The organism is Cryobacterium inferilacus (assembly GCF_019599185.1).
GTDB classification, from domain to species: domain Bacteria; phylum Actinomycetota; class Actinomycetes; order Actinomycetales; family Microbacteriaceae; genus Cryobacterium; species Cryobacterium inferilacus.
The window spans coordinates 124,510-143,657 of the sequence record NZ_JAIEUL010000003.1 but is presented as its reverse complement, the minus strand read 5'-3'; the positions used below and the strand labels follow the sequence as shown (position 1 = coordinate 143,657).

Annotated in this window: 20 protein-coding genes; 6 read left to right on the top strand and 14 right to left on the bottom strand. The window is 69.2% G+C overall.

Annotation, left to right across the window (positions count from 1 at the left end; translation table 11 throughout):
* Window positions 1-10: 10 nt before the first annotated feature.
* Window positions 11-913, bottom strand: a complete 903-nt coding sequence (locus K2F54_RS04040) for a LysR family transcriptional regulator (RefSeq protein WP_220604570.1) — start codon at window positions 911-913, stop codon at window positions 11-13.
* A gap of 72 nt (window positions 914-985) precedes the next feature.
* On the opposite strand from K2F54_RS04040, the gene K2F54_RS04035 reads away from it, so the two are divergent.
* On the top strand, window positions 986-1,945 hold the full coding sequence (locus tag K2F54_RS04035; protein WP_220604569.1) for a DMT family transporter: 960 nt from the start codon (window positions 986-988) through the stop codon (window positions 1,943-1,945).
* On the opposite strand, the gene K2F54_RS04030 is transcribed toward K2F54_RS04035, so the two are convergent.
* Entirely contained in the window at window positions 1,923-2,234 is a 312-nt protein-coding gene (locus K2F54_RS04030) for a hypothetical protein (RefSeq protein ID WP_220604568.1), read from the bottom strand. The two genes, K2F54_RS04035 and K2F54_RS04030, sit on opposite strands and share 23 nt — an antisense overlap.
* Window positions 2,235-2,330: 96 nt before the next feature.
* Here K2F54_RS04030 and K2F54_RS04025 point away from each other — a divergent pair, with 96 nt between their 5' ends.
* The 3 genes from K2F54_RS04025 to K2F54_RS04015 all read left to right on the top strand — a co-directional run bounded on the left by K2F54_RS04025 (window position 2,331) and on the right by K2F54_RS04015 (window position 3,658).
* Window positions 2,331-2,585 (top strand): hypothetical protein, encoded by a 255-nt coding sequence (locus tag K2F54_RS04025; protein ID WP_220604567.1) that lies wholly within the window; start codon window positions 2,331-2,333, stop codon window positions 2,583-2,585.
* A 30-nt stretch (window positions 2,586-2,615) separates the two neighbouring features.
* Window positions 2,616-3,074, top strand: a complete 459-nt coding sequence (locus tag K2F54_RS04020; RefSeq protein WP_220604566.1) for a hypothetical protein — start codon at window positions 2,616-2,618, stop codon at window positions 3,072-3,074.
* Window positions 3,075-3,184: 110 nt separating this feature from the next.
* Entirely contained in the window at window positions 3,185-3,658 is a 474-nt protein-coding gene (locus tag K2F54_RS04015; protein WP_220604565.1) for a SecDF P1 head subdomain-containing protein, read from the top strand.
* A gap of 40 nt (window positions 3,659-3,698) precedes the next feature.
* Here K2F54_RS04015 and K2F54_RS04010 read toward each other — a convergent pair whose 3' ends face one another.
* Window positions 3,699-7,160 (bottom strand): bifunctional proline dehydrogenase/L-glutamate gamma-semialdehyde dehydrogenase, encoded by a 3,462-nt coding sequence (locus K2F54_RS04010; RefSeq protein WP_220604564.1) that lies wholly within the window; start codon window positions 7,158-7,160, stop codon window positions 3,699-3,701.
* 144 nt (window positions 7,161-7,304) lie between these two features.
* Here K2F54_RS04010 and K2F54_RS04005 point away from each other — a divergent pair, with 144 nt between their 5' ends.
* The gene (locus tag K2F54_RS04005) at window positions 7,305-8,201 is read left to right on the top strand and encodes a LysR family transcriptional regulator (protein ID WP_220604563.1); all 897 of its coding nucleotides are present in this window, start codon (window positions 7,305-7,307) and stop codon (window positions 8,199-8,201) included.
* Here the strand turns inward: K2F54_RS04005 and K2F54_RS04000 are convergent.
* From K2F54_RS04000 to K2F54_RS03950, 11 genes are all read right to left on the bottom strand, one after another.
* On the bottom strand, window positions 8,190-9,014 hold the full coding sequence (locus K2F54_RS04000; RefSeq protein ID WP_220604562.1) for an HAD family hydrolase: 825 nt from the start codon (window positions 9,012-9,014) through the stop codon (window positions 8,190-8,192). The genes K2F54_RS04005 and K2F54_RS04000 overlap by 12 nt on opposite strands.
* Window positions 9,011-10,192 (bottom strand): cysteine protease StiP family protein, encoded by a 1,182-nt coding sequence (locus tag K2F54_RS03995; protein WP_220604561.1) that lies wholly within the window; start codon window positions 10,190-10,192, stop codon window positions 9,011-9,013. Before K2F54_RS03995 ends, K2F54_RS04000 begins: the two co-directional genes overlap by 4 nt.
* Window positions 10,189-11,628 carry a phosphoribosyltransferase domain-containing protein gene (locus K2F54_RS03990; RefSeq protein ID WP_220604560.1) on the bottom strand — a complete coding sequence of 480 codons (1,440 nt, stop codon included), beginning with the start codon at window positions 11,626-11,628 and terminating at the stop codon, window positions 10,189-10,191. The genes K2F54_RS03995 and K2F54_RS03990 overlap by 4 nt, the downstream gene beginning before the upstream one ends.
* Window positions 11,625-12,815 (bottom strand): HpcH/HpaI aldolase/citrate lyase family protein, encoded by a 1,191-nt coding sequence (locus K2F54_RS03985; protein WP_220604559.1) that lies wholly within the window; start codon window positions 12,813-12,815, stop codon window positions 11,625-11,627. Before K2F54_RS03985 ends, K2F54_RS03990 begins: the two co-directional genes overlap by 4 nt.
* A gap of 5 nt (window positions 12,816-12,820) precedes the next feature.
* Window positions 12,821-13,579 carry a hypothetical protein gene (locus tag K2F54_RS03980; protein ID WP_220604558.1) on the bottom strand — a complete coding sequence of 253 codons (759 nt, stop codon included), beginning with the start codon at window positions 13,577-13,579 and terminating at the stop codon, window positions 12,821-12,823.
* A gap of 24 nt (window positions 13,580-13,603) precedes the next feature.
* The gene (locus K2F54_RS03975; RefSeq protein ID WP_220604557.1) at window positions 13,604-14,155 is read right to left on the bottom strand and encodes a TerD family protein; all 552 of its coding nucleotides are present in this window, start codon (window positions 14,153-14,155) and stop codon (window positions 13,604-13,606) included.
* Window positions 14,152-14,667 (bottom strand): hypothetical protein, encoded by a 516-nt coding sequence (locus tag K2F54_RS03970; RefSeq protein ID WP_220604556.1) that lies wholly within the window; start codon window positions 14,665-14,667, stop codon window positions 14,152-14,154. Before K2F54_RS03970 ends, K2F54_RS03975 begins: the two co-directional genes overlap by 4 nt.
* A 33-nt stretch (window positions 14,668-14,700) precedes the next feature.
* Window positions 14,701-15,903 carry a toxic anion resistance protein gene (locus tag K2F54_RS03965; RefSeq protein WP_220604555.1) on the bottom strand — a complete coding sequence of 401 codons (1,203 nt, stop codon included), beginning with the start codon at window positions 15,901-15,903 and terminating at the stop codon, window positions 14,701-14,703.
* A 42-nt stretch (window positions 15,904-15,945) separates the two neighbouring features.
* Window positions 15,946-16,524, bottom strand: coding sequence for a TerD family protein (locus K2F54_RS03960; RefSeq protein WP_220604554.1), 579 nt, complete (start codon window positions 16,522-16,524; stop codon window positions 15,946-15,948).
* A 55-nt stretch (window positions 16,525-16,579) separates the two neighbouring features.
* Complete coding sequence (locus K2F54_RS03955; RefSeq protein WP_220604553.1) at window positions 16,580-17,170, bottom strand: TerD family protein; 591 nt, start codon at window positions 17,168-17,170, stop codon at window positions 16,580-16,582.
* 148 nt (window positions 17,171-17,318) lie between these two features.
* On the bottom strand, window positions 17,319-18,500 hold the full coding sequence (locus tag K2F54_RS03950; protein ID WP_220604552.1) for a TerC family protein: 1,182 nt from the start codon (window positions 18,498-18,500) through the stop codon (window positions 17,319-17,321).
* Between the two features lie 149 nt (window positions 18,501-18,649).
* Here K2F54_RS03950 and K2F54_RS03945 point away from each other — a divergent pair, with 149 nt between their 5' ends.
* The gene (locus tag K2F54_RS03945; RefSeq protein ID WP_220604551.1) at window positions 18,650-19,144 is read left to right on the top strand and encodes a MarR family winged helix-turn-helix transcriptional regulator; all 495 of its coding nucleotides are present in this window, start codon (window positions 18,650-18,652) and stop codon (window positions 19,142-19,144) included.
* Window positions 19,145-19,148 lie beyond the last annotated feature (4 nt).

Sequence of the window (19,148 nt, the reverse complement as noted above, 5' to 3'; positions counted from 1 at the left end):
GTCCTCGCGGTCAGCGGGTGAGCGCGGTGACGATGGTGGTGATCTGCGCGAGAACGGTCTGCGCGTTCCGTCGCTCGAGCGTCTCCGGGCGGGCCAGGCAATCGATGTGCCGGCCGAGGCCGGGGCGAGCGAGCGGGAGCAGGACCAGGTTCGGGTGGTCGCGCATATCCGTGGTGTACCGGGGCATCAGGGCGATGCAGTCACTGGCTTCGACCACCGCGGCCGCGACGGAGAACTCGTTGATCCGGTGACGGATGCGCGCCTCGCTCCCACCGATACCCGCGATGACGGCGAGCGCCTGCTGCAGCGGGAATCCCTCGTGCACGGCGACCCAGTCCTCGCCCTGCAGGTCGGCCGGCTGAATCTCGGCCGTGGTCGCGAGGTGATGCTCGCGTCGAACGGCGATGTCCAGCGGCTCGTCGAGCAGCGGTTCCACCCGCACCGACCCCGGCCATGGCGGGCTGCCGACCAGCCGGTGCGCGAGAACAAGGTCATGATCGGCGGTGAGAGCCGGAAAGTCGTTCTGGGCCACATCAAAGTCGCTGACGCGCACATCCGGCTGGTCGGCGCCGGCGCTCGCGGCGATCAACGGGCCGAAGACCGCCAGACCGGCGCTGTGGAAGGCCGCCACCGACACCGTGCCGACCGGCTCGGAGCGGAAGAGTGCCACCGCCTGGTCAGCGCGTTCGAGGGCCACCTCTACGTCGATCGCCGCCATCGCCAGTGCCCGCCCGGCGTCGGTGAGCGCGGTGCGGCGCCCGTCCCGGTAGGTCAAGGGGGCGGTCGAGTGGCGTTGCAGGGCGCTGATCTGCTGAGAGACCGACGAGGGAGTGACGTACAGCGCCGCGGCGACCGCGGCAATGCTGCCCCGGTCGCCGAGTTCCCGCAGTGCACGCAGCTGACCGAGTTCCATAAGTTCAAACTAAACCATGGCGCACGAAACTGCTCTCTAGTCTTATGTGCGCGCGGACCGGACGATAGGGGGATGCCCGCTCTTCTCAGTCGTTTCCGTGTCGACCTCCTCCTGCTCCTGGTCGCCGCGACCTGGGGATCGACCTACCTCGCCGCCAAGGAACTCGTCACGGCCGACTCGGTGGTGGCACTGCTCGCCCTGCGCATGCTGCTCGCGGCGGCCGTGATGGCCGCCATCGTGGCCGCGCGGCGCGGCCGGGTGAGTGCGGCGGAACTTCGAGCGGGTGTGGTCCTCGGGGTGATCCTGGCCGCCGTGTTCGCGTTCGAGACCTTCGGCATCGCCCACACCTCGGCCACGAACGCCGGCCTCATCATCAGCCTGACGATCGTGTTCACGCCGATCCTCGAGTCCGTGGCATCCGGTCGGCGGCTACCAGGGCGGTTTTACCTCGCCGGTGCCACCGCCATCGTCGGTGTCGCGCTCCTCGCCGGCAACGGGGCCTTCCACCCGCCCAGCCTCGGTGACCTGCTCATTCTCGGGGCGGCGATCGTACGGGCCGTGCACGTCACCACGATGTTCAGCCTCACCGCCGCCAAGCCGATGGATTCGCTGCACCTCACGACCGTGCAGCTGGCAACCTGCGCGCTACTCTTCCTGGCGGTGTCGCTGGTCCAGGACGACTCGGTCCCGCATTTCATCGCGCAGCTCGACCCGGCGAGCGGTGCGCTCTTCCTCTACCTCGTGCTCGCCTGCACGGTCTTCGCCTTCCTGGTGCAAACCTGGGCGGTGCGGCGCACCTCGCCCACGCGGGTGAGCCTGCTGCTGGGAACCGAACCCATTTGGGCGGCGATCATCGGCATCACAATCGCTCATGACCCCGTGGCACTCGCGGGTTACGTCGGCATCGCGCTCATCCTCGCGGGAACGGCCTGGGGCCGCACCATCGAACAACGGCACCGGCTGGCGCTAGCGGGCGTGCCGCGGCAACGACGGCAGAGTGCGGTGAGGATCAGCGCGGTGAGGAGGTCGTGATGGTGAACGGTTGATGGTTGAAGAAGCCGTTGCGGGCGTGCACGACCACACGCTCGTCCGCCTGCACGGTCACGGGTGTGTCCACAGCGCCGAGCAGCGGCCGGGTGCCTCGATACCGAGCGCCCACCGCCACCAGATGGTCGCCGGCGGTGACCTCCACGACGTGGGGACGGCCCCACCGGGCCGCGTGCTCGATACCGTCGACCACGACAACGGCTCGGGCACACGAGCGCAGAAACCAGCCGTTGAACCAGTGCGTCCCTGGCCGCACGACCATCGCTGTTGCCATGGCCACGAGCGTATCGGGTGCCTCAGGGCAGAACAGGCTTGCGCATCCGCGGAAACTATGCCAGCGTAAAGACGCGAGGCACTCGGGGGAGAAGACATGAAACGGTTGATCATCGCCGCAGCCGCCCTGCTCGGCGCCAGTATCGCCGTACTGCTCGGCGTGGTTGCCTACGTCGAGATCGGCCGCTCCCGCGGCGAGAACTGGAGCAGTCTGACCGGCGAACCGGTCTGGCCGGCGGTCCTGGGTTTCGGCGCGCTCTGGGCGATTCCGATCAGCGCCACCGTCCTCGTCGCCCTTGTCGTGATCGCCATCGTGCGCGCCTACCTGCCTCGGTCGCACTCCGGCGCGTGACCTGCGACACGCATGTGGGACGCTATCTGCATGGGGACGCCGAACGCACGCGACGCAATGGTGTGGGACCCGGGGGCAATCATCGGCACGATGGCGCTCGGGGTGCTGGCCGGTGTGGTCTCGTCGGTGGTTCTGACCGTCGCGACGCATGTCTTCGGTGCCATCGCCAACCCCGAGATGGCGGCTCCGTCGCTCGGGTTGGAACTGTATTTCGCCACCCTGCTCGGTCTGCTGTTCGGTGTCGCCGCGGCCGTCGGCGCCGCTGTGGCGCTGGCCGTGGTCGACCACCGCCTGGCGGCCTCGCGAGTCAAGCAGGGCGGCGTCGCCGGGGTGGGCGCCGCATTGGCCGGGCTGGCCGTATCGGCCTACCTGGGGCCGACGGTGGTGGTCAGCGGCGGCGGACTGGCGGGCGTTCTCGCCCTGATGGCGGCGGCAACCTTCGGTCTGATGGTCGTGCGAGCGGGTACGCACACGGTCGTCGGCTCGTAGCCCCGGTAGCTCCCGCCGACGAATTCGCGGCGGCGAGCGAGCTCCCTCGGTAGGGTTAGGCGCGAACCCGCGGTCCGGATTCGGACCCACGCGTCTGACGAAAGGCAACCATGACCTCTCGAACACCCCTGCTTGCTGTGATCGCTCTCGTCGTGGTGGCTCTCAGCGGGTGTTCCGCTCCCGTGGGCGCCGCCGAGACACCTACGGATGGCGGTGGCGCGATCGAGTTGGCTGCGGCGGAGACCTGCACGGACGGGTCCGACCCGGAGTGCCTGGTGATCGACGGTGAGAGCCTGCTGCTCCCGTCCGCTTTCGAACGAGCCGGGGTAGAGGATGCCGTCGTTGCCGCCGGCGACCAGAACGCGGTTGACGTGACCTTCGACGCAGACGGGACGTTGGTTCTACAGGCCGTCACGGAGCAGGTCGCCGACGCCGGGGACACGGCGCGCCTCGTCATCCGGATCGATGGCGAAGTGGTGGCCGCAGTTGTCGTCATGGAGGCGCTGACGGATGATGAGGTACAGATCGCCCTGTCGCCGGAGGACAGCGCCCAAGACATCGTGGACGGCCTCCGGGCAGGCTGAGGGCCGTCGCCGCAGGAGACGACGGCCGGGGCCAGCGGGCCTAGAGCAGGGTGTCGGTGAGGTGGTTGGGGGTGCCGAACCGGTGCGCCGTGATGGAGACGGCCTGCTCACGCAGGAACGGCAACAGGTCGACGCGCCCGGACTCGGTGGCCGGGTTGGCATAGATCGCCAGGTCGGGCCGGGCGCCGCTGGCTGCCGCGATGCTGCCGGCAGGGGCGCCGAGCAGACGCACCCGGCCGGCACCGTAGCCGGCCACCCGGCGGTTCCAGGCCGACTCGTCGTCGACGACCAGTTCGTGGGCGATCGCGCCGACGGCATCCGCCAGCCGGGCCGGCAGCGCCGCGTCGGTCGACACCGTGATCGGGGTGCCGGTGAGTGCGGCGGCGGCGACCGTGCGGGCGAGCTCACCGATGGCGCCGCCGGGAGCGAGGCGCACGAGGACGTGCTTGCTGAACGCCAGGTAGCGGAAGACGTTGCGCTCGGCGGAGAGCGCTGAGATGTCGTCGGCCAGGCCGAACCGGGTCGCCCAGGCGGCCGCGTCACTGCGGGCGGCGCGGTCGATGCTCTCGGCGGCCGGGGCGGGCAGTTCGGCGCGGGCGGCGGCCACGAGCCGGGCGACGCGCTGGTCGGTCACCGGTGCGCCGGTCTCGGCCGGAGCCGAACTCCAGGAGCCCAGGCCGACGAGGTAGTTCGGGCCGCCCGCCTTGGTGCCGGGGCCCACGGCCGACTTCTTCCAGCCGCCGAACGGCTGCCGGCGCACAATGGCGCCGGTGATGCCGCGGTTCACGTACAGGTTGCCGGCCTGGATGGTGCGCTGCCACTGGTCGATCTCACGCGGATCGAGGGCGTGCAGGCCGGAGGTGAGGCCGAAATCGACGTCGTTGACCGTCGCGATCGCCTCGGCGAGGGTGGGCGCGGTCATAAGGCCCAGGATCGGACCGAAGTACTCGGCCCGGTGGCAGTCGGAACCCCGGGTGACGCCGTCGCGCACGCCCGGTGTCCAGGACCGGCCGGTGTCATCGAGCTGGCGTGGCTTGAGCAGCCAACTCTCCCCGGCGCCCAGCGTGGTGAGGCCGGCGAGCAACTTGCCCGCGGCCGGTTCGATGATCGGGCCCATCTGGGTGGCGGAGTCCGTGGGGTAGCCGACGGTGAGCGACGACACCGCGTCGAGGAGCTGGGTGCGGAATCGGGTGGAGTCGGCAACGGAGCCGACCAGGACCACCAGGGACGCCGCGGAGCATTTCTGGCCGGCGTGACCGAAGGCCGAGGAGACGACGTCCTTGACGGCGAGGTCCAGGTCGGCCGACGGCGTCACGATGATGGCGTTCTTGCCGCTGGTCTCGGCCAACAGCGGCAGATCGGCCCGGAACGAGCGGAACAGCTCGGCGGTCTCGTAGGCGCCGGTCAGGATCACCCGGTCCACCTGCGGGTGCGCCACCAGCTGGGCGCCCAGGTCGCGTTCGCTGACCTGGATGAGGCGCAGCAGGTCGGCGGGAACACCCGCCGCCCACATCGCCTCGGCGATGATCGCACCGCACCGGGCGGTGAGTGCCGCCGGCTTGAGGATGGCGGCCGACCCGGCGGCGAGGGCGGCGATGGCGCCACCGGCGGGAATGGCGACGGGGAAGTTCCACGGCGGGGTGATCAGGGTGACGGCGGCGGGGGTGAACTCGGCGCCATCCACCGTGTCGAGTTCGGCGGCGAGTTCGGCGTAGTAGTGCGCGAAGTCGACGGCCTCTGAGACCTCAGGGTCACCCTGGTCGATGGTCTTGCCCGCCTCGGCGGCCATCACCTCGAGGAACTCGGCGCGGCGCAGCTCGAGCTCCTCGCCCACCCGGTGCAGCACCAGGGCGCGCTCGGCGCCCGGCAGGCGGCCCCAGGCTTCGCCCGCCACTGCGGCGGCGGCCACGATGCGGTTCAGCTCGGTCGGGTCCTGCACCTGCGCGGCGGCGACGCTGGCCACACCGAGTTCCGAGGTCGGTACCCGCTGCAGGATGGCCTGGGCCCAGTGGCGGTTCGCGGCGACCGACGGGTCGGTGTCCGGGGTGTTCGCGAACGCGCCCGCCTCCGGGCGGGCAACGGCAGCGTACCGGTCTGCGACCTTGTGCGTGGCCGGAACGAGCCCATCGAGGGCGGCGATGGACGCGAGGAAGCGGTCCCGCTCCCGAGCGAACAGGGCTTCGTTCTGGTCGAGTTCGAAGACCGCAGACATGAAGTTGTCGCTGGACGCGCCCTCTTCGAGACGGCGGATGAGATAGGCGATGGCCACGTCGAACTCGGCCGGGGAAACCACCGGTGTGTAGAGCAACAGGGAGCCGACCTCACGACGCACGGCCTCGGCCTGCCCCTGGGCCATGCCCAGCAGCATCTCGTACTCGATCCCCGCGCGCACGCCGCGCCGCCCGGCGAGCAGCCAGGAGTAGGCAACGTCGAAGAGGTTGTGGCCGGCGACGCCCACCCGCACGTTCTGGATGCGGTCCGGCTGCAGGGCGTAATCGATCACGCGCTTGTAGTTGGTGTCGGTCTCCAGCTTGGAGTGGCAGGTGGCGAGCGGCCAGCCGTGCACGGAGGCCTCGACCTGCTCCATCGGCAGGTTGGCCCCCTTGACGAGCCGCACCTTGATGGCCGCGCCACCGCGGGCCCGCCGGGCGGCGCTCCACTCCTGCAGTCGCATCATCGCCGTCAGGGCATCCGGCAGGTAGGCCTGCAGCACGATGCCGGCCTCGAGGTGCAGGAATTCGGGCCGGTCGAGGATGCGCGTGAAGACCGCGATGGTGAGGTCGAGGTCCTTGTACTCCTCCATGTCGAGGTTGACGAACTTCGCGGTCGGGGCGGCGGCTGCGCGGGCGAACAGCGGTGTCAGCTCCTCCACGACGTCGTCGACGGCCTGGTCGAAAGCCCATGGGTTGTGCGGCGCCACGGTGGAGGACACCTTGATCGAGACGTAGTCGATGTCGTCGCGGGCCAGCAGCCGGTGGGTGCCCTCGAGGCGCCGGGCGGCCTCGCCCCGGCCGAGCACGGCCTCGCCGAGCAGGTTGACGTTCAGCCGCACGCCGTCCTTCTTGATCTTCGCGATGGCCGGGCCGAGCTTGGCCTCGGTCGCGTCGATGATCAGGTGGCCGACCATTTTGCGCAGCACCGCGCGGGCGATCGGCACGACCACGGCGGGCAGCACCGGGGCCATCGTTCCACCCAGCTTCACCACTGACCGCAGCGGGGCTGGCAAGAAGCCCGGCACCTGGGGTGCGATCGACTTGAGCGTGGCCGCGGCCACCCCGAGGTCCTCAGGACGCACCACGCCGTCGACGAAGCCCACGGTGAAGTCGAGCCCCTTCGGGTCTTTCAGCACCCCGGCCAGCTGGGCCCCTGATGCGTCCACCGGCACCGTGGCCGCCTCGCGCAGCCAGCGGCGCATCAGCGCGATGGCCTCACGGCTCAGGGTGGCGTCCACGGAGTCGGCGGACGGGGCGGTAGAACCGCCCACGGCGTTGAGGAGGGTCATGGGTATCTTTCCGGGTACTGAGCTGGCCGGGGGTTCCGAGCGGTGCCGGGGGCCATTCCCCTAGTATTCGGAGAAAGAAGCGTAATGAAAAGCGATCGTTTCTTACTGGTATTCGTAAGAACTGCTGATGTGAGGGTGGAGCCCGTGCTGGACGTACATCGACTGCTCCTGCTGCGTGAATTGGCCATCCGCGGCACCATGGCCGCCGTCGCCGAGGCGCTGGCCTACAGCCCGTCGGCGGTGTCGCAGCAACTGACTCTGTTGGAGAAAGAAGCGGGCACCGTACTGCTGCGCAGGTCAGGCCGCAGGGTGCAGCTCACCCCGCAGGCGGAAATCCTGGTGGCGGCCGCGAACGAGCTCTCCAACATCCTGGAACGGGCGGAAGCCGAGTTGCAGGCGTCACACACCAGCGTGCGCGGCCGGGTGCGGGTGGCCGTGTTCCAGTCCGCCGCTCTGGCGCTGATGCCCTCAGCACTGGCGACGATGTCGGCCGACTACCCGGATGTGCGGGTGGAGATGGTGCAGAAGGAGCCGGAGGAGGCGCTGCACGAAACCTGGGCGCGGGACTTCGACATGGTCATCGCCGAGCAGTACCCCGCGCACTCCGCACCGTGGCTTCCCGGCCTGCACCGTCAGGATCTGACGACCGACGCCATCCGCCTGGCCGTGCCGGCCGGGTCGACGGCGACCGAGCTGCGCGAGATGCGCGACCTGGCCTGGGTGATGGAGCCGCGCGGCAGCGCCTCCAGGCACTTCGCCGAACAGGCCTGCCGCTCGGCCGGCTTCGAACCCGATGTGCGCTACGAGGCCGCCGATCTGCAGTCGCAGATCCGGCTGATCGAGTCGGGTAACGCCGTGAGCCTGATGCCCGACCTGGTCTGGACCGGCCGGGACATCCCCTGTCGGTTGATCGATCTGCCCGGGCACCCGCGACGCACCATCTTCACCGCGCAGCGCGAGGCCGGACTGGGCTCGCCCGCCACCACCGCGCTGCTGCGCGCGCTGGACCTGGCGGCGAGCCAGCGCCGCTCAGCCCCGTGAGGTCTCGAGCACCCGACGGGTGATGGAGCCCAGCAGTTCCTCGCCGGCGAGGATGCCCCTTCGGGTGGTGACCGTGAGGTGGGGAGCGCGGAAGTCGGCATCGTGCAGCTCGCCGTGCGCCGGCCGGTAGGCGAAGTCGGCCTCCTCCAGCATCCGCTGGTCGAGCAGGGAGTCGCCGGCGGCGAGCACCGTGGGTTCGCCGAGCCGGCGGTGCACCTCGGCGACGGCCGCGCTCTTGTTCACGGCGGCCGGCACACAGTAGAGCTTGCGGCCCTGCACGGACACCGTCCAGCCGCGAGCCAGGCACTGCTCGTGCAGTGCGGCGATCCAGTGCGCCGGCATCGCGTCCCGGTCGATGATCGCGTAGGTGAACAGGTCTTCCGCGGTGAGCACTCGCTGGATCCAGCCCGCCGCGGCCGGGTCCTCGAGCAAGGCCTTGACCTCGGCCAGCGGTGCGGCCTCTGACCCCAACCGTGCCCGCAGAGCCTCCGACCAGTCGGGGTCGGGGTGCCCGTCGACCAGGATGGTGCCGCCGTTAGTGGTGATGGCGAAGCCCGGCACCGCTCCGGGCAGCTGCACCCGGCTGTACTGGGCCACGGTGCGGGTGGTGACGGGCACGAACACGGCCGTTTCGCTGAGACCCTGCAGCAGCAGCTCGGCGGCGCGGGTCATGAACGAGATCGGTGCGCCCTTGTAGACCTCGGCGACGATGATCGGGGGAGCGTCGGCGTCGATGGTCTCGAGCCAGAAGGCGCGCGACGAGTAGATCAGGGTGCGGTCCAGGTCGCAGGCCACGATGGGCGCCAGGCTCACTGGATGCCCGCCGAACCGGTCGTGTCGGCGGTTGGGCTGCCGCCGCCGGGGCGGATCAGCCCCACACAGCTGTACGGCAGGTCGGGCACGATCTCGATCGCGACGCCGCGCTGTTCGGCCAGCAGCAGCACGTGCGCGATGTCCGCCACCGCGTCCGGTCGCACCAGCACCTTCCAGGGGATGCGGCGCAGCAGCACCCTGGTAGTCTCGCCCACGCCCGGCTTGACCAGGTTGACGTTGTTGATGCCGTAGTCGGTGCTGATCTGTTCCACGGCCTTCCAGCCGACCCACGACGGAGTGCGGTCCTCGGCGGCGGCCGCCGCGACCCCGGCCGCGACGTCGGCGGTGACCTCGGCGAAGTACCCGCAGACGGTGTCGAGGAACTGCCGGGACACGTCGTTGGGGGAGAGGTCGGCGTAGAACTTGGCGCCGTGGAACTCGTCGTCCGCGATCAGGCGGCGGTTGTAGACGGTGCGCGACACCAGTCCGGACACCGTGGAGTTCAGGCAGGCAGAGGGGATCAGGTAGTCCTCGCGGGTGCCGTGGATGGTGACGCAGTGGCCGGGGTCGGCCAGCACCGCCAGGTCGTCGCGGAAGTGCACACCGTCGGTCTGGCCGAACAGGGCGATCGCCGCGGACAGCTCCCTGGCGATGGCGCCCTTGCCGGTCCAGCCATCCACGAAGATGACCTGCTCAGGGTCGTGATGCTCGGCCAGGTAGCGCAGCGCGGTCTGGTCGAGTCCCACGCCGCGCACGATGCTCATCGTGTAGTGCGGCACGTCGATTCCGTGGGCGGCCAGGGCCCAGCGGCGCATCAGGATGCCGATGGGCGTGCCCGCCCTGGCGAGCGAGACGAACACCGGCCGGTTTCCGCGGGCGGCGAGGGCGAGCTCGGTGACGACACCGACGGCCACGGCGAGGCGGCGCCCCGAACGCTCCAGCGCCTCCCGGTAGAGGGCCTCGTACTCCGGCGACGGCAGGTACTCGATGGGCAGCGACTCGGCGTAGTTCGCCTCCCCGCTCTGGATGGCGTGCTCACGTTCCTCGGCGGGCGCCTCCAGGGCGACGCCCTGCAGGTCCTGCAGCAACCAGCTCACGTCGTCGGCGGCATAGGAGCCGAAGGCGGGGCCGTGCAGTGGGGCGGGCAGCACGGCCGCGGGCGGGGTGAGACTCGTCATGGGTGGGGCATCCCGTCGGTGGGGTCTGTCTGGGGCAGGAGCGGCTGAGGCAGGAGCACGACCACCACGTGGTCGCTGACGCGGCGGATGGCGTGAACCACGCCGTCGTCGCCGTGCAGCAGGGCCGGGTCTGTGCCCGGTTCGGGCAGGAACACCACCGTGCCGAAACGACGAACGCCTGCCGTGAGGTTGTAGGCGAACCGCACGCCGACACCGTCGGAGGTGGTGTCGTGGCTGCGGAACGTGATGGCGCTCCGGATCGGGTAGTCGGCCTCATCGAGCGCGGCGATCGGTGACCGGGTGCTGGTGGAGAATCGCACCGGGCCGGGCGCAGCGGCGCGTTCCAGCTCGTGGGCGGTGAGCATCGGCAGGGCGATGAACTCCTCTGAGCCGACCACGAGAATGCCGCGGTCGCCGGGCTGAATGTGGGGCTGGCCGCCGGGCAGCACCGCGGCGACCCGGTCGGCGATCGCCGCGGCCAGCCGGCTGTCGACCGGGGCCGTGGTGCCGAAGCGTGCGCTCCGCACTGGCGTCAGGTCGGTGCAGTCGAGCAGCAGCACCTCGCCGACGGGCTCGCCCACCGGGGTGACGGCCGGCATCGACTCGATCATCCGCTGGGCCCTGGTGAGCACGTCGGCGGGTAGCTCGATCGACCCGGCCCCGAGGCAGACCACGGAGATGCGGGTGCCCAGGGTGGCGGCGAGCTCATCGAATCTGGCGAGGTCGGCGCTCGAGCGCAGGTCGATCAGCGCGGCGACCACCCAGTGCCGTTGCGGTATCAGAGCCTGCAGCGCCGTGATGGTGTTGATCACCGTGGTGCCCGTGCTCAGTTCGTCATCGACCAGAACGAGGGTGCCGTTGACCTGCAGCCAGTGCGGATCGGAGGGCAGCAGGGCGTGGTCGGTGGCGTGGGAGTGCTCTTCGGCGAAACCGGCGAACGACGTGGTGCCGGCCGGTGCGTGCCGGGTGGAGTGCAGGTAGTACGAGCCCAGTGCGTCGGCCACCAGCTGGCCGAGCCCTGTGGCGGTTTCGGCGTAGCCGAACGTGACCACCTCGGGTTGGGTCGTCGTCACGTGGCGGATATCGCGGCGCAGCTCGGCGAGATCACGGCGGGCCTTGTCGACGGCACCCGCATCTGTTTCGCCCGGACCCTCGGCGAGGCGGGTGAGCAGCTCGCCGAGCCGGTCGCCGAAGCCGGCAGCGGCGGGGACCGTGGCGCCGGCGACGGCGGCGGACACGAGCAGGCCGAGCAGCTCACCGGCGGCCAGGGCGATACCGGGCACGGTCGGAACGTGCTTGGCGAGCACGGTGGAGACCAGCAGGTGGGCTCGCTTGGGATTGCGACGAAGCGCGATGCCGACGAGCTCGTCGACGCCGAGGATGCTGCGGGCGGCATCCGTCTGCACCCGAATGTCGAGCTCCGTGGCCACGGTCACCGCATGCTCGCTTCGAGGAGGTCGACGAAGGTGGTGGACTCGCTGGCGACCCCGAAGGCCTCGGCGCGCAGCATGGTCTTGTGCGCCCAGGCGGAGTGCGGCTTGGCCTCGTTCATCTTGTTGCCGTACGGTGACGCGCTCGCGCCCCCGTTGGCGTTTCCCAGAATGACGGTGGCGTCGCTGTATTCCTCGTGGCTCACCACCGACATGGCGTGCACGACCGACACGTGGGTGGGGTGGATCACGGTCTTGCCGAGCAGGCCGTTGGCCTGGTCGAGCGAGATCTCCCTGATCAGCCCGTCCAGGCCGCCGAGCAGCAGCTTGTGGCGCAGTTCCTTCTCGTTGGCCTCCACGAACGGGGTGAGGCGCAGTTGGGGGCGCAGGATGCGCTCGGTCTCGTAGTGTTCCCAGACGGTGCCGGTGATCACGAAGGAGTCCTCTGTACGGCCCAGCACGTTCACGATGTCGGAGATCACCGACGCGACCACCTGCACGTCGTAGACGGTGAGGTCGCGCGAGCGCCGCAGCCCGAACGCACTGGACAGGTCGGTGGCGCCGATGCGGGCGGCGAGCACGTCGTCGCGGTTGTCGTGCAGGATCTCGCGGATCGACGAGAGCGCCGAGGTGCGGGTCTCGCTGTGGATCATGCGCGGCGACTCGAGGATCGGCATCAGTCGCAGCCGCTGGCTCCCCGCCCGGCCGTCGGCGCCGCTGTGGCTCTGGATCACGTGCAGTGCGTCGAAGAACGCCTCGGCGTAGCCGTTCTTGTTCTCGAACTTGGGCACCACAAAACCGCTCAGGAGAGTGATGGCCTCACCGCAGGACTCGGCCAGACGCAGCATCTGGTCGGCGCTGCGCACGCGCACGAAGAGCAGCGGAAGGGCGGTGTTCGGCTTCTCCACCGCGAGCGTGTGGAGGGTTCTGATGGCCTCGGCCACGTTGACCTCCGCGGCCGGCACGGCGCTGTCGGCGATGGCGTCTTCGAGGCAGAGCACCATGCTGACGCAGCCGCGGGCCGCCTGCTTCACCACGGCCTTGGCGATCTTGGGCCGGTCGCCGGGGCAGTACAGCGTGGCCCCCAGCGCGGAGGCGAGCAACGGAGCGGGCGAGTCGACCGAGAGTTCCTGCGGCAGTCGGTGGAACAGCTGGTGGGCCTGGGAGTTCTTCAGAAAGCCGAAGTGGCGCATGGGGGTTATCGGCTCCGGGTTTCTCGGGTGCTGACGTAGGGGGTGAGGGTGAAGCCGAACTGCGCCAGAATCGTCGCATCGGAGGCGGTGCGGTCGACGGGTTCCGCCCGCAGCTCGAGCAAATTGTCGATTCGCAGTATATAGAGCACAAACATCCGGCTGTCGTCGCCCGGCGCGGTCGTGACCGTCGAGCCGTCGAAGATCTGCACGCCGAGCGGATGCGCCCCGCGCGGGATGAGCAGGGCGCGGCCGAGTTCGCGCACATGCCGCAGGGTGACGATGGCGTCGGCCTCGTCGAAGCCCAGCAGCGGCCGGTTGCCGCGCGTCAGCACCGGGGTGCCCGCGGTCTCTCCGCCGGCGGTGATCGAGCCGGTCACCCGGTCGGCGTCCTCCCAGACCGCGGTGGCGGCACCGCTGACGATGAGGCTGCCCACTGCGGACTCGCGGGCGTTGAGCCTGAGCACCGGGTCGGTCTCGCCCAGCTCACGGACGTCGTCGATGGTGGGGGCAGGGAACGGCCGGGACTCGGGGCGCACGGCGGCCGTCGCCGCCGGGGTCGCCGGACCGGGTGACAGCGAGAGTCCGGAAGCGGACGGGGGTGTCGGGGTCGCGGGTCTCGGTGCGGTGCGCGCGGGTGCGAGCGAGAGCCCCGCGGTCGGCGGTCGGGTGGCCGACGGCTCGTCTTCGGTGACGGCCGGTGTGGCGGGCTCGGGGGTCGGGGCGGGCTTGACGCGCCTGCGCAGGAACCCGACGTCGCTGCGCACGGGGGAGGTATTGAGCGCCACGCCTCAGAGATCGATTCCGAAGTCGGCGGCCACCCCGCGCAGGCCCGTGGAGTAGCCCTGGCCGAGCGCGCGGAACTTCCAGTCGTCACGGTGTCGGTAGAGCTCGCCGAACATCAGCACGTCGTCCGAACGGTGCTCGCCTGCCGGCACGTCGAAGCGCACCAGTTCGCGATTGTCCCGGGTGGCCACCCGCACGTAGGAGGAGCGCACCGAGGAGAAGTCGCCGACGCCGCGGATGTCCGGGTCGACGTAGACGACGAAGACGATCTTCGCGACCTCCGCGGGCACCCGGGCCAGATCCACGTCGATCTCCTCGGCGTCCCGGTCATCGTGGAACGCGACCGAGCCGTCCTGGCTGACGATCTGGTTGAAGAACACCAGGTGGTCGTTGGAGAGCGACTTGCCGTGCGCGTCGCAGAGGATGGCCAGAGGTACGAGTTCGGCCTGCGGACCGCGGCTCGGGATGATCTCCCAGCCGAAGCCGATCAGCAGCTCGGTCAGGCCCGGGTTCTCGGCCGTGAGGGCGGCGTTGGCGCCCGGGATCAGGGCGCTCACGCGCGTCCGTCCAGGGTGAGGGTGGGCGCCTGGAACTTGTCGGCGAGGAACCGACCGTGGGTGGACAGCTCGGCGATGGCGCCGATCCGGACCTGGTTGAGCAGGTCTCTGATGGTCTCTTCGAGGATGCCGAGCTGGCCGGAGAATTGCAGGGTGGCGGGGGAAGTGTTCCCGCGTTCGCGCTCGCCGAGGGCGAGGTAGGCCCGAAGCGGGGTGGGCAGGTAGTCCCGGATCATGGCGTCCAGCAACACGCGCTGCTCGGTCGAGGCGCTCTGAGCGGCGATCATCTCGATGACCTGGCGCAGCAGGTCGTCGATCTGGGCGAGCCGGGAGATGAGCAGGGTGGGCAGTTCGCCGCCGGAGCTGCGCACCGCCGCGCGCAGCTGGTCGAGGGCGTGCCGGGTGGCCTCGTCCTCCGACATCGCGGCGGCCGGCGGCTGCGCGGCGACCGAGAGGGCATCCGTCGTGGCCGGACCCTTGAACAGCGAGTCTACGAACCTGCCGAATGCCATCTACGTCCCGTCCCCGTTGTGTCGCTCGACTACCTAGCGTAGCTCCCGCTGCTCGCCCTGCTTGCTGCGTTCCAGGTAGGGCTTGGCCTTCTGCAGGCCGTCTTCGAGGGCCGAGACGGTGCCCTCCATGTTCTTGGCCGCCGACGCGCGGAAGGTGTCGATGGCGTCCATGGTGGCGAACACATTGTCGAAGGCCTTCTGCAGCGTTTCGACGCTGACGCCCGAGTTCGACGCCTGCTCGTGGATGCGCACGGTCTGGTCCTTGAGCATCTCGCTGGTCTTCAGGATCATGTTGTTCGTGGTGGTGTTGATCGCGTCGATCTGGTCGAGCACCATCTTCTGGTTGGCCAGGGCCTGCGCGACGATGACTGCCGTGCGGAGCGCCGCGATGGTGGTCGTGCGGGCCCGGTCGACACCCTTGATCAGCTCGAGGTTGTTCTTGCGGATCAGGTCCATCGCGAGGTAGCCCTGCACCGACACGGCGAGCTGGGTGAGGATGTCCTGGTGACGCTGGCGGATCGGGAACAGCACGTCGGCTTCGAGCTTTTGCGCCTCCTCGATGCGGCCCGCGGTGCGGGACGCGTCGATCTTCTCGACCGTGGCGTTGTCCAGCGCCTTCGCGAAGACCGCGTACTCGCTCAGGGTCTGCATGGTCTCCCAGAGCTGCACCTTCTCGCCGGCCAGGGAGGCGTTGTCCTTGAGGAGTTCGTCCTGCCCGCTCATCAGCGACTTGATGATCGCATCCAGCTGCGTCTGGGCGGACTCGTACTTCTGGAAGTACTTCGCCAGCTTGTTGCCGCCGGGGATGAAGCCCAGGATCTTACGTCCCACGCCGAGGTCTGCCTCGTTGGGCGTGAGGTCCTCCACCGTGGAACGCAGGTCGCCGAGGGTGTTCGCCACGGTGATCTGGGCGCTGTTGCCACTGCGCTTGGCCCCCGCGACCGAGGTCGACGAGCGCTCGAGCATGCGGGTGGAGTAGCCGCTGGACTGCACCATCTCCGCACTCGCGAGAGCGGAGATGCCCTCGATCTTCGCTCCGAACTCGGGGGTGCGCGGGTCGAGGGAGGACACCTCGGCCACGAAGTCCCGCGCCTGCCGGGCGATCTCCTGCTGGCGCTCGGCCGGAACCGGAACCATGCCGGGAGCGTCATCCGCCACCACGATCTCCGGCGCATCGGGTGCCTTGAGCACCAGGGCCATCTCGGAGGAATCCGGGGGAGTGAGGGGAGTGCTCATGCGTGATCCTGTCTGCTGTGGTGGCGGGGACGGGCGGGGTGATTAGTCGAGCGCGATGCCGAAGTCGGTGGCGATGCCGGCGAGGCCCGAGGTGTAGCCCTGGCCGACGGCCTTGAACTTCCAGTCGGAGCCGTTGCGGTAGACCTCGGCGAACAGCATGGCCGTCTCGGGGGCGGCGTCTTCGCTGAGGTCGAAACGCACGATCTCGGCGTCGTCCTGGTCGACGATGCGGCAGTAGGCGCCGCGCACCTGGCCGAAGTTCTGGCGGCGGGAGTCGGCCTGGTCGATCGAGACGACGATGACGACGCGGGAGACATCGCTGGCCACCAGGCGCAGGTCGATGGTGATCTGCTCGTCGTCGCCGTCGCCAGCGCCGGACCGGTTGTCACCCAGGTGCACGACGGAGTTGTCGGCCGCGGCGGGCTGGTTGTAGAAGATGAAGTCGGCGGAGGAGCGCACCTTGCCGTTGTCCCCGATCAGGAGCGCGGAGGCATCCAGGTCGAAGGCTTCGCCGCTGGTGGTGCGCGGGTCCCAGCCGAGGCCGACGGTGGCCACGGTGAGTCCGGGGCTGGCCTTGGTCAGCGAGAGGTTGTTGCCTTTTGCGAGGGTCAGACCTGCCATGGGGATGTTCTCCTTGTGTGAGTCGGGTGGTGAGAGGGCGGTGCGAATGGAACGGTTAGAGGACCTTCGCCGCGGCGGTGAGCAGGTCCATGGCCGAGCGACCGGTGGCGCGTTCGCCGATGGCCTTGAAGGTCCAGCCGGCTCCGTCGCGGGAGACCTTGGACATGATCATCGCGGTGTGCGGGCCGCTGTCGGTCAGCTGGTAGCGGGCGACCTCGGGGGTGCCGGCCGAGGAGTCGTCGACGAGGCGGCTGAACGCGTTCTCGACGGCGTCGAAGGTCTGCTGGCTGTAGCTGCTGATCACGAACACGATCTGCGAGACCGCGGGGGAAACCTGGGTGAGGTCGACGAGGATCGTCTCGTCGTCGCCATCGCCGGCTCCGGTCAGGTTGTCGCCGGTGTGCCGGGTCGAGCCGTCCTTGCTGGCCAGCTGCTGGAACCAGACGGTGTCGAGGACCTTGCCGGCGGCGTCGAAGAAGATCGCCGAGGCATCCAGGTCGACCTCGACGGCCTTGCCGCGGCCGAAGAGTCCGCGCTTGACGGGGGCGGCGCTGTCCCAGCCGAGGCCCATGCGAACCTTGGAGAGGTTGCCGCCATCCGCCTTGGTGAGCGAGAGTGACTGGCCCTTTGACAAGCTCAAACCCATTAGTTGTTCTCCTTCATAAGACGTTCGTCGTGGATCCTGCCCGTGCGCGCCCAGTCTAGAGGCCGCCGACAGGGAAATTCATGCGAGAAGCGGGCGGCGACGCGGAGGTGTCCGCTGGTCGCCGCCCGCTCTCGAGGTGCTGCGGGTGTTACTGGGTGACGCCCTGGTGGGTCTCGTGCGCCTCGGCCAGCAACGCCTGCAGTTCGGCATCCTCCGCGGCCTGCGTCTGGTGCTTGGCGGAGAGCAGGCCGAGCGCGCGCTCGTGGGCGACGACGAGAGCGTAGAGCTCGTCGCGGGTCTCACCCTTGCCGCTGAAGTCACCGACGAGGTACTTCTTGGCCGAGTTCTTGCTCAGCGCGATCGCGCTGTGGGCGCGGCCGGCCGGGCTGACCAGCGAGGCGATGACCGTGACCGTGAGAACCCCGATGATCACGGCGAGCGAGACGCCGGTGCTGATCTCGAAGACCGGCACGTGCTCGCCGCCGTTGATGAACGGCAGCGTGTTCTCGTGCAGGGCGTGCAGCACGAGCTTGATGCCGATGAAGCCGAGGATCGCTGCCAGGCCGTAGCTGAGGTAGATGAGGCGGTCGAGCAGTCCGTCGATGAGGAAGTAGAGCTGACGCAGACCCATCAGCGAGAACGCCGTGGCGGTGAAGACGATGAAGACGTTCTGGGTGAGGCCGAAGATCGCGGGCACGGAGTCCAGCGCGAACAAGAGGTCGGTGCCACCGATGGCGACCATGACCAGGAGCATCGGCGTCATGACCTTCTTGCCGTTCTCCACGGTGAACAGGCGGTCACCGTCGTAGCGCTCGGTGGTGTGGAAGAGGCGCTTGGCCAGGCGGATGATGAAGTTGTCGGCCTCGTCACTCTCCTCTTCGGGCTTGAGCAGCTTGACCGCGGTGTAGATCAGGAACGCGCCGAAGATGTAGAACAACCAGGCGAACGAGTTGATCAGGGCCGCGCCGAGGAAGATGAACCCGGTGCGGGCGATCAGCGCGAAGACGATGCCGAAGAGCAGCACCTTCTGCTGGTCGGCGCGGGGCACCTTGAAGCTGGCCATGATGATCAGGAAGACGAAGAGGTTGTCGACCGACAGCGCCTTCTCGGTGATGTAGCCCGCGAAGTACTCGGTTCCCAGGGTGGCGCCGCCGAAGAAGAGCACGCCGAGACCGAAGAGGATCGCCAGACCCACGTAGATGGCCGACCACTTGGCCGCCTCGCGCAGTGTCGGCTCGTGCGCCTTGCGTACGTGGAAGAAGAAGTCGAAGGCGAGCAGCCCGATGATTCCAACGATCGTGAGGAGCCAGACGTATCCGGGTATGTCCATGGGTGGTGTTCTCCGCGGGGGTAGTGGGGTGTTGACGCCGGGTCTGCCCGGCATGATGCCGGTCCTGCCGAGGTAGGGTGGCTTGACTATGTTAGTTGGATCCGTCCAACTAATTGTCCACTCTCCGAAAAGTCAGGAAACATTCAGCTATGCGTCAGAGTCGGGATCCCGCCCAGGCGGTCGGTGAGGCCGTGGAGTCGGCACTGTCCACGATCCTGCGCTGGTCGACGCGCGCCGACAACCGGCGGATGCTGCACGATTCCACCGGCGCCGCTCTGTCCAGCACGGATTCCTGGCTGTTGGAGAAGGTGGTGGTGGCCGGGCCGCTGCGGATGTCGAAACTGGCCGGCTGGATGGCGGTGGACAAGTCCACCATCACCACCGAGATCCGCCGGCTGGAGAAGGCCGGACTGGTGAACCGCCGGTCCGACCCCAGCGACCGCCGCGCCGTGCTCGTGACCGCCACCGAGGAGGGCCGCACCGCAATCGCCACGCACCGCCGTCTCGCCCAGGACGTCTACGAGACCCTGGTGGGCAAGTGGACGCTCGAGGACCGCACCGAATTCGCCCGGCTGCTGGGCCGCTTCGTCGACGAGCTCTCCTGGGTGACGGATGCCGTGGCCCGGCACAACGAGTCCATCTGAGCCG

Excerpts from the sequence above, each read along its gene's own strand:
- K2F54_RS04030 (WP_220604568.1), bottom strand. The coding sequence starts at position 2,234 with ATGGCAACAGCGATGGTCGTGCGGCCAGGGACGCACTGGTTCAACGGC.
- K2F54_RS03950 (WP_220604552.1), bottom strand. The coding sequence starts at position 18,500 with ATGGACATACCCGGATACGTCTGGCTCCTCACGATCGTTGGAATCATC.
- K2F54_RS04015 (WP_220604565.1), top strand. The coding sequence starts at position 3,185 with ATGACCTCTCGAACACCCCTGCTTGCTGTGATCGCTCTCGTCGTGGTG.
- K2F54_RS03995 (WP_220604561.1), bottom strand. The coding sequence starts at position 10,192 with ATGACGAGTCTCACCCCGCCCGCGGCCGTGCTGCCCGCCCCACTGCAC.
- K2F54_RS03955 (WP_220604553.1), bottom strand. The coding sequence starts at position 17,170 with ATGGGTTTGAGCTTGTCAAAGGGCCAGTCACTCTCGCTCACCAAGGCG.
- K2F54_RS03965 (WP_220604555.1), bottom strand. The coding sequence starts at position 15,903 with ATGAGCACTCCCCTCACTCCCCCGGATTCCTCCGAGATGGCCCTGGTG.
- K2F54_RS04020 (WP_220604566.1), top strand. The coding sequence starts at position 2,616 with ATGGGGACGCCGAACGCACGCGACGCAATGGTGTGGGACCCGGGGGCA.
- K2F54_RS03985 (WP_220604559.1), bottom strand. The coding sequence starts at position 12,815 with ATGCGCCACTTCGGCTTTCTGAAGAACTCCCAGGCCCACCAGCTGTTC.
- K2F54_RS04040 (WP_220604570.1), bottom strand. The coding sequence starts at position 913 with ATGGAACTCGGTCAGCTGCGTGCACTGCGGGAACTCGGCGACCGGGGC.
- K2F54_RS04025 (WP_220604567.1), top strand. The coding sequence starts at position 2,331 with ATGAAACGGTTGATCATCGCCGCAGCCGCCCTGCTCGGCGCCAGTATC.
- K2F54_RS04010 (WP_220604564.1), bottom strand. The coding sequence starts at position 7,160 with ATGACCCTCCTCAACGCCGTGGGCGGTTCTACCGCCCCGTCCGCCGAC.
- K2F54_RS03945 (WP_220604551.1), top strand. The coding sequence starts at position 18,650 with ATGCGTCAGAGTCGGGATCCCGCCCAGGCGGTCGGTGAGGCCGTGGAG.
- K2F54_RS03960 (WP_220604554.1), bottom strand. The coding sequence starts at position 16,524 with ATGGCAGGTCTGACCCTCGCAAAAGGCAACAACCTCTCGCTGACCAAG.
- K2F54_RS03970 (WP_220604556.1), bottom strand. The coding sequence starts at position 14,667 with ATGGCATTCGGCAGGTTCGTAGACTCGCTGTTCAAGGGTCCGGCCACG.
- K2F54_RS04035 (WP_220604569.1), top strand. The coding sequence starts at position 986 with ATGCCCGCTCTTCTCAGTCGTTTCCGTGTCGACCTCCTCCTGCTCCTG.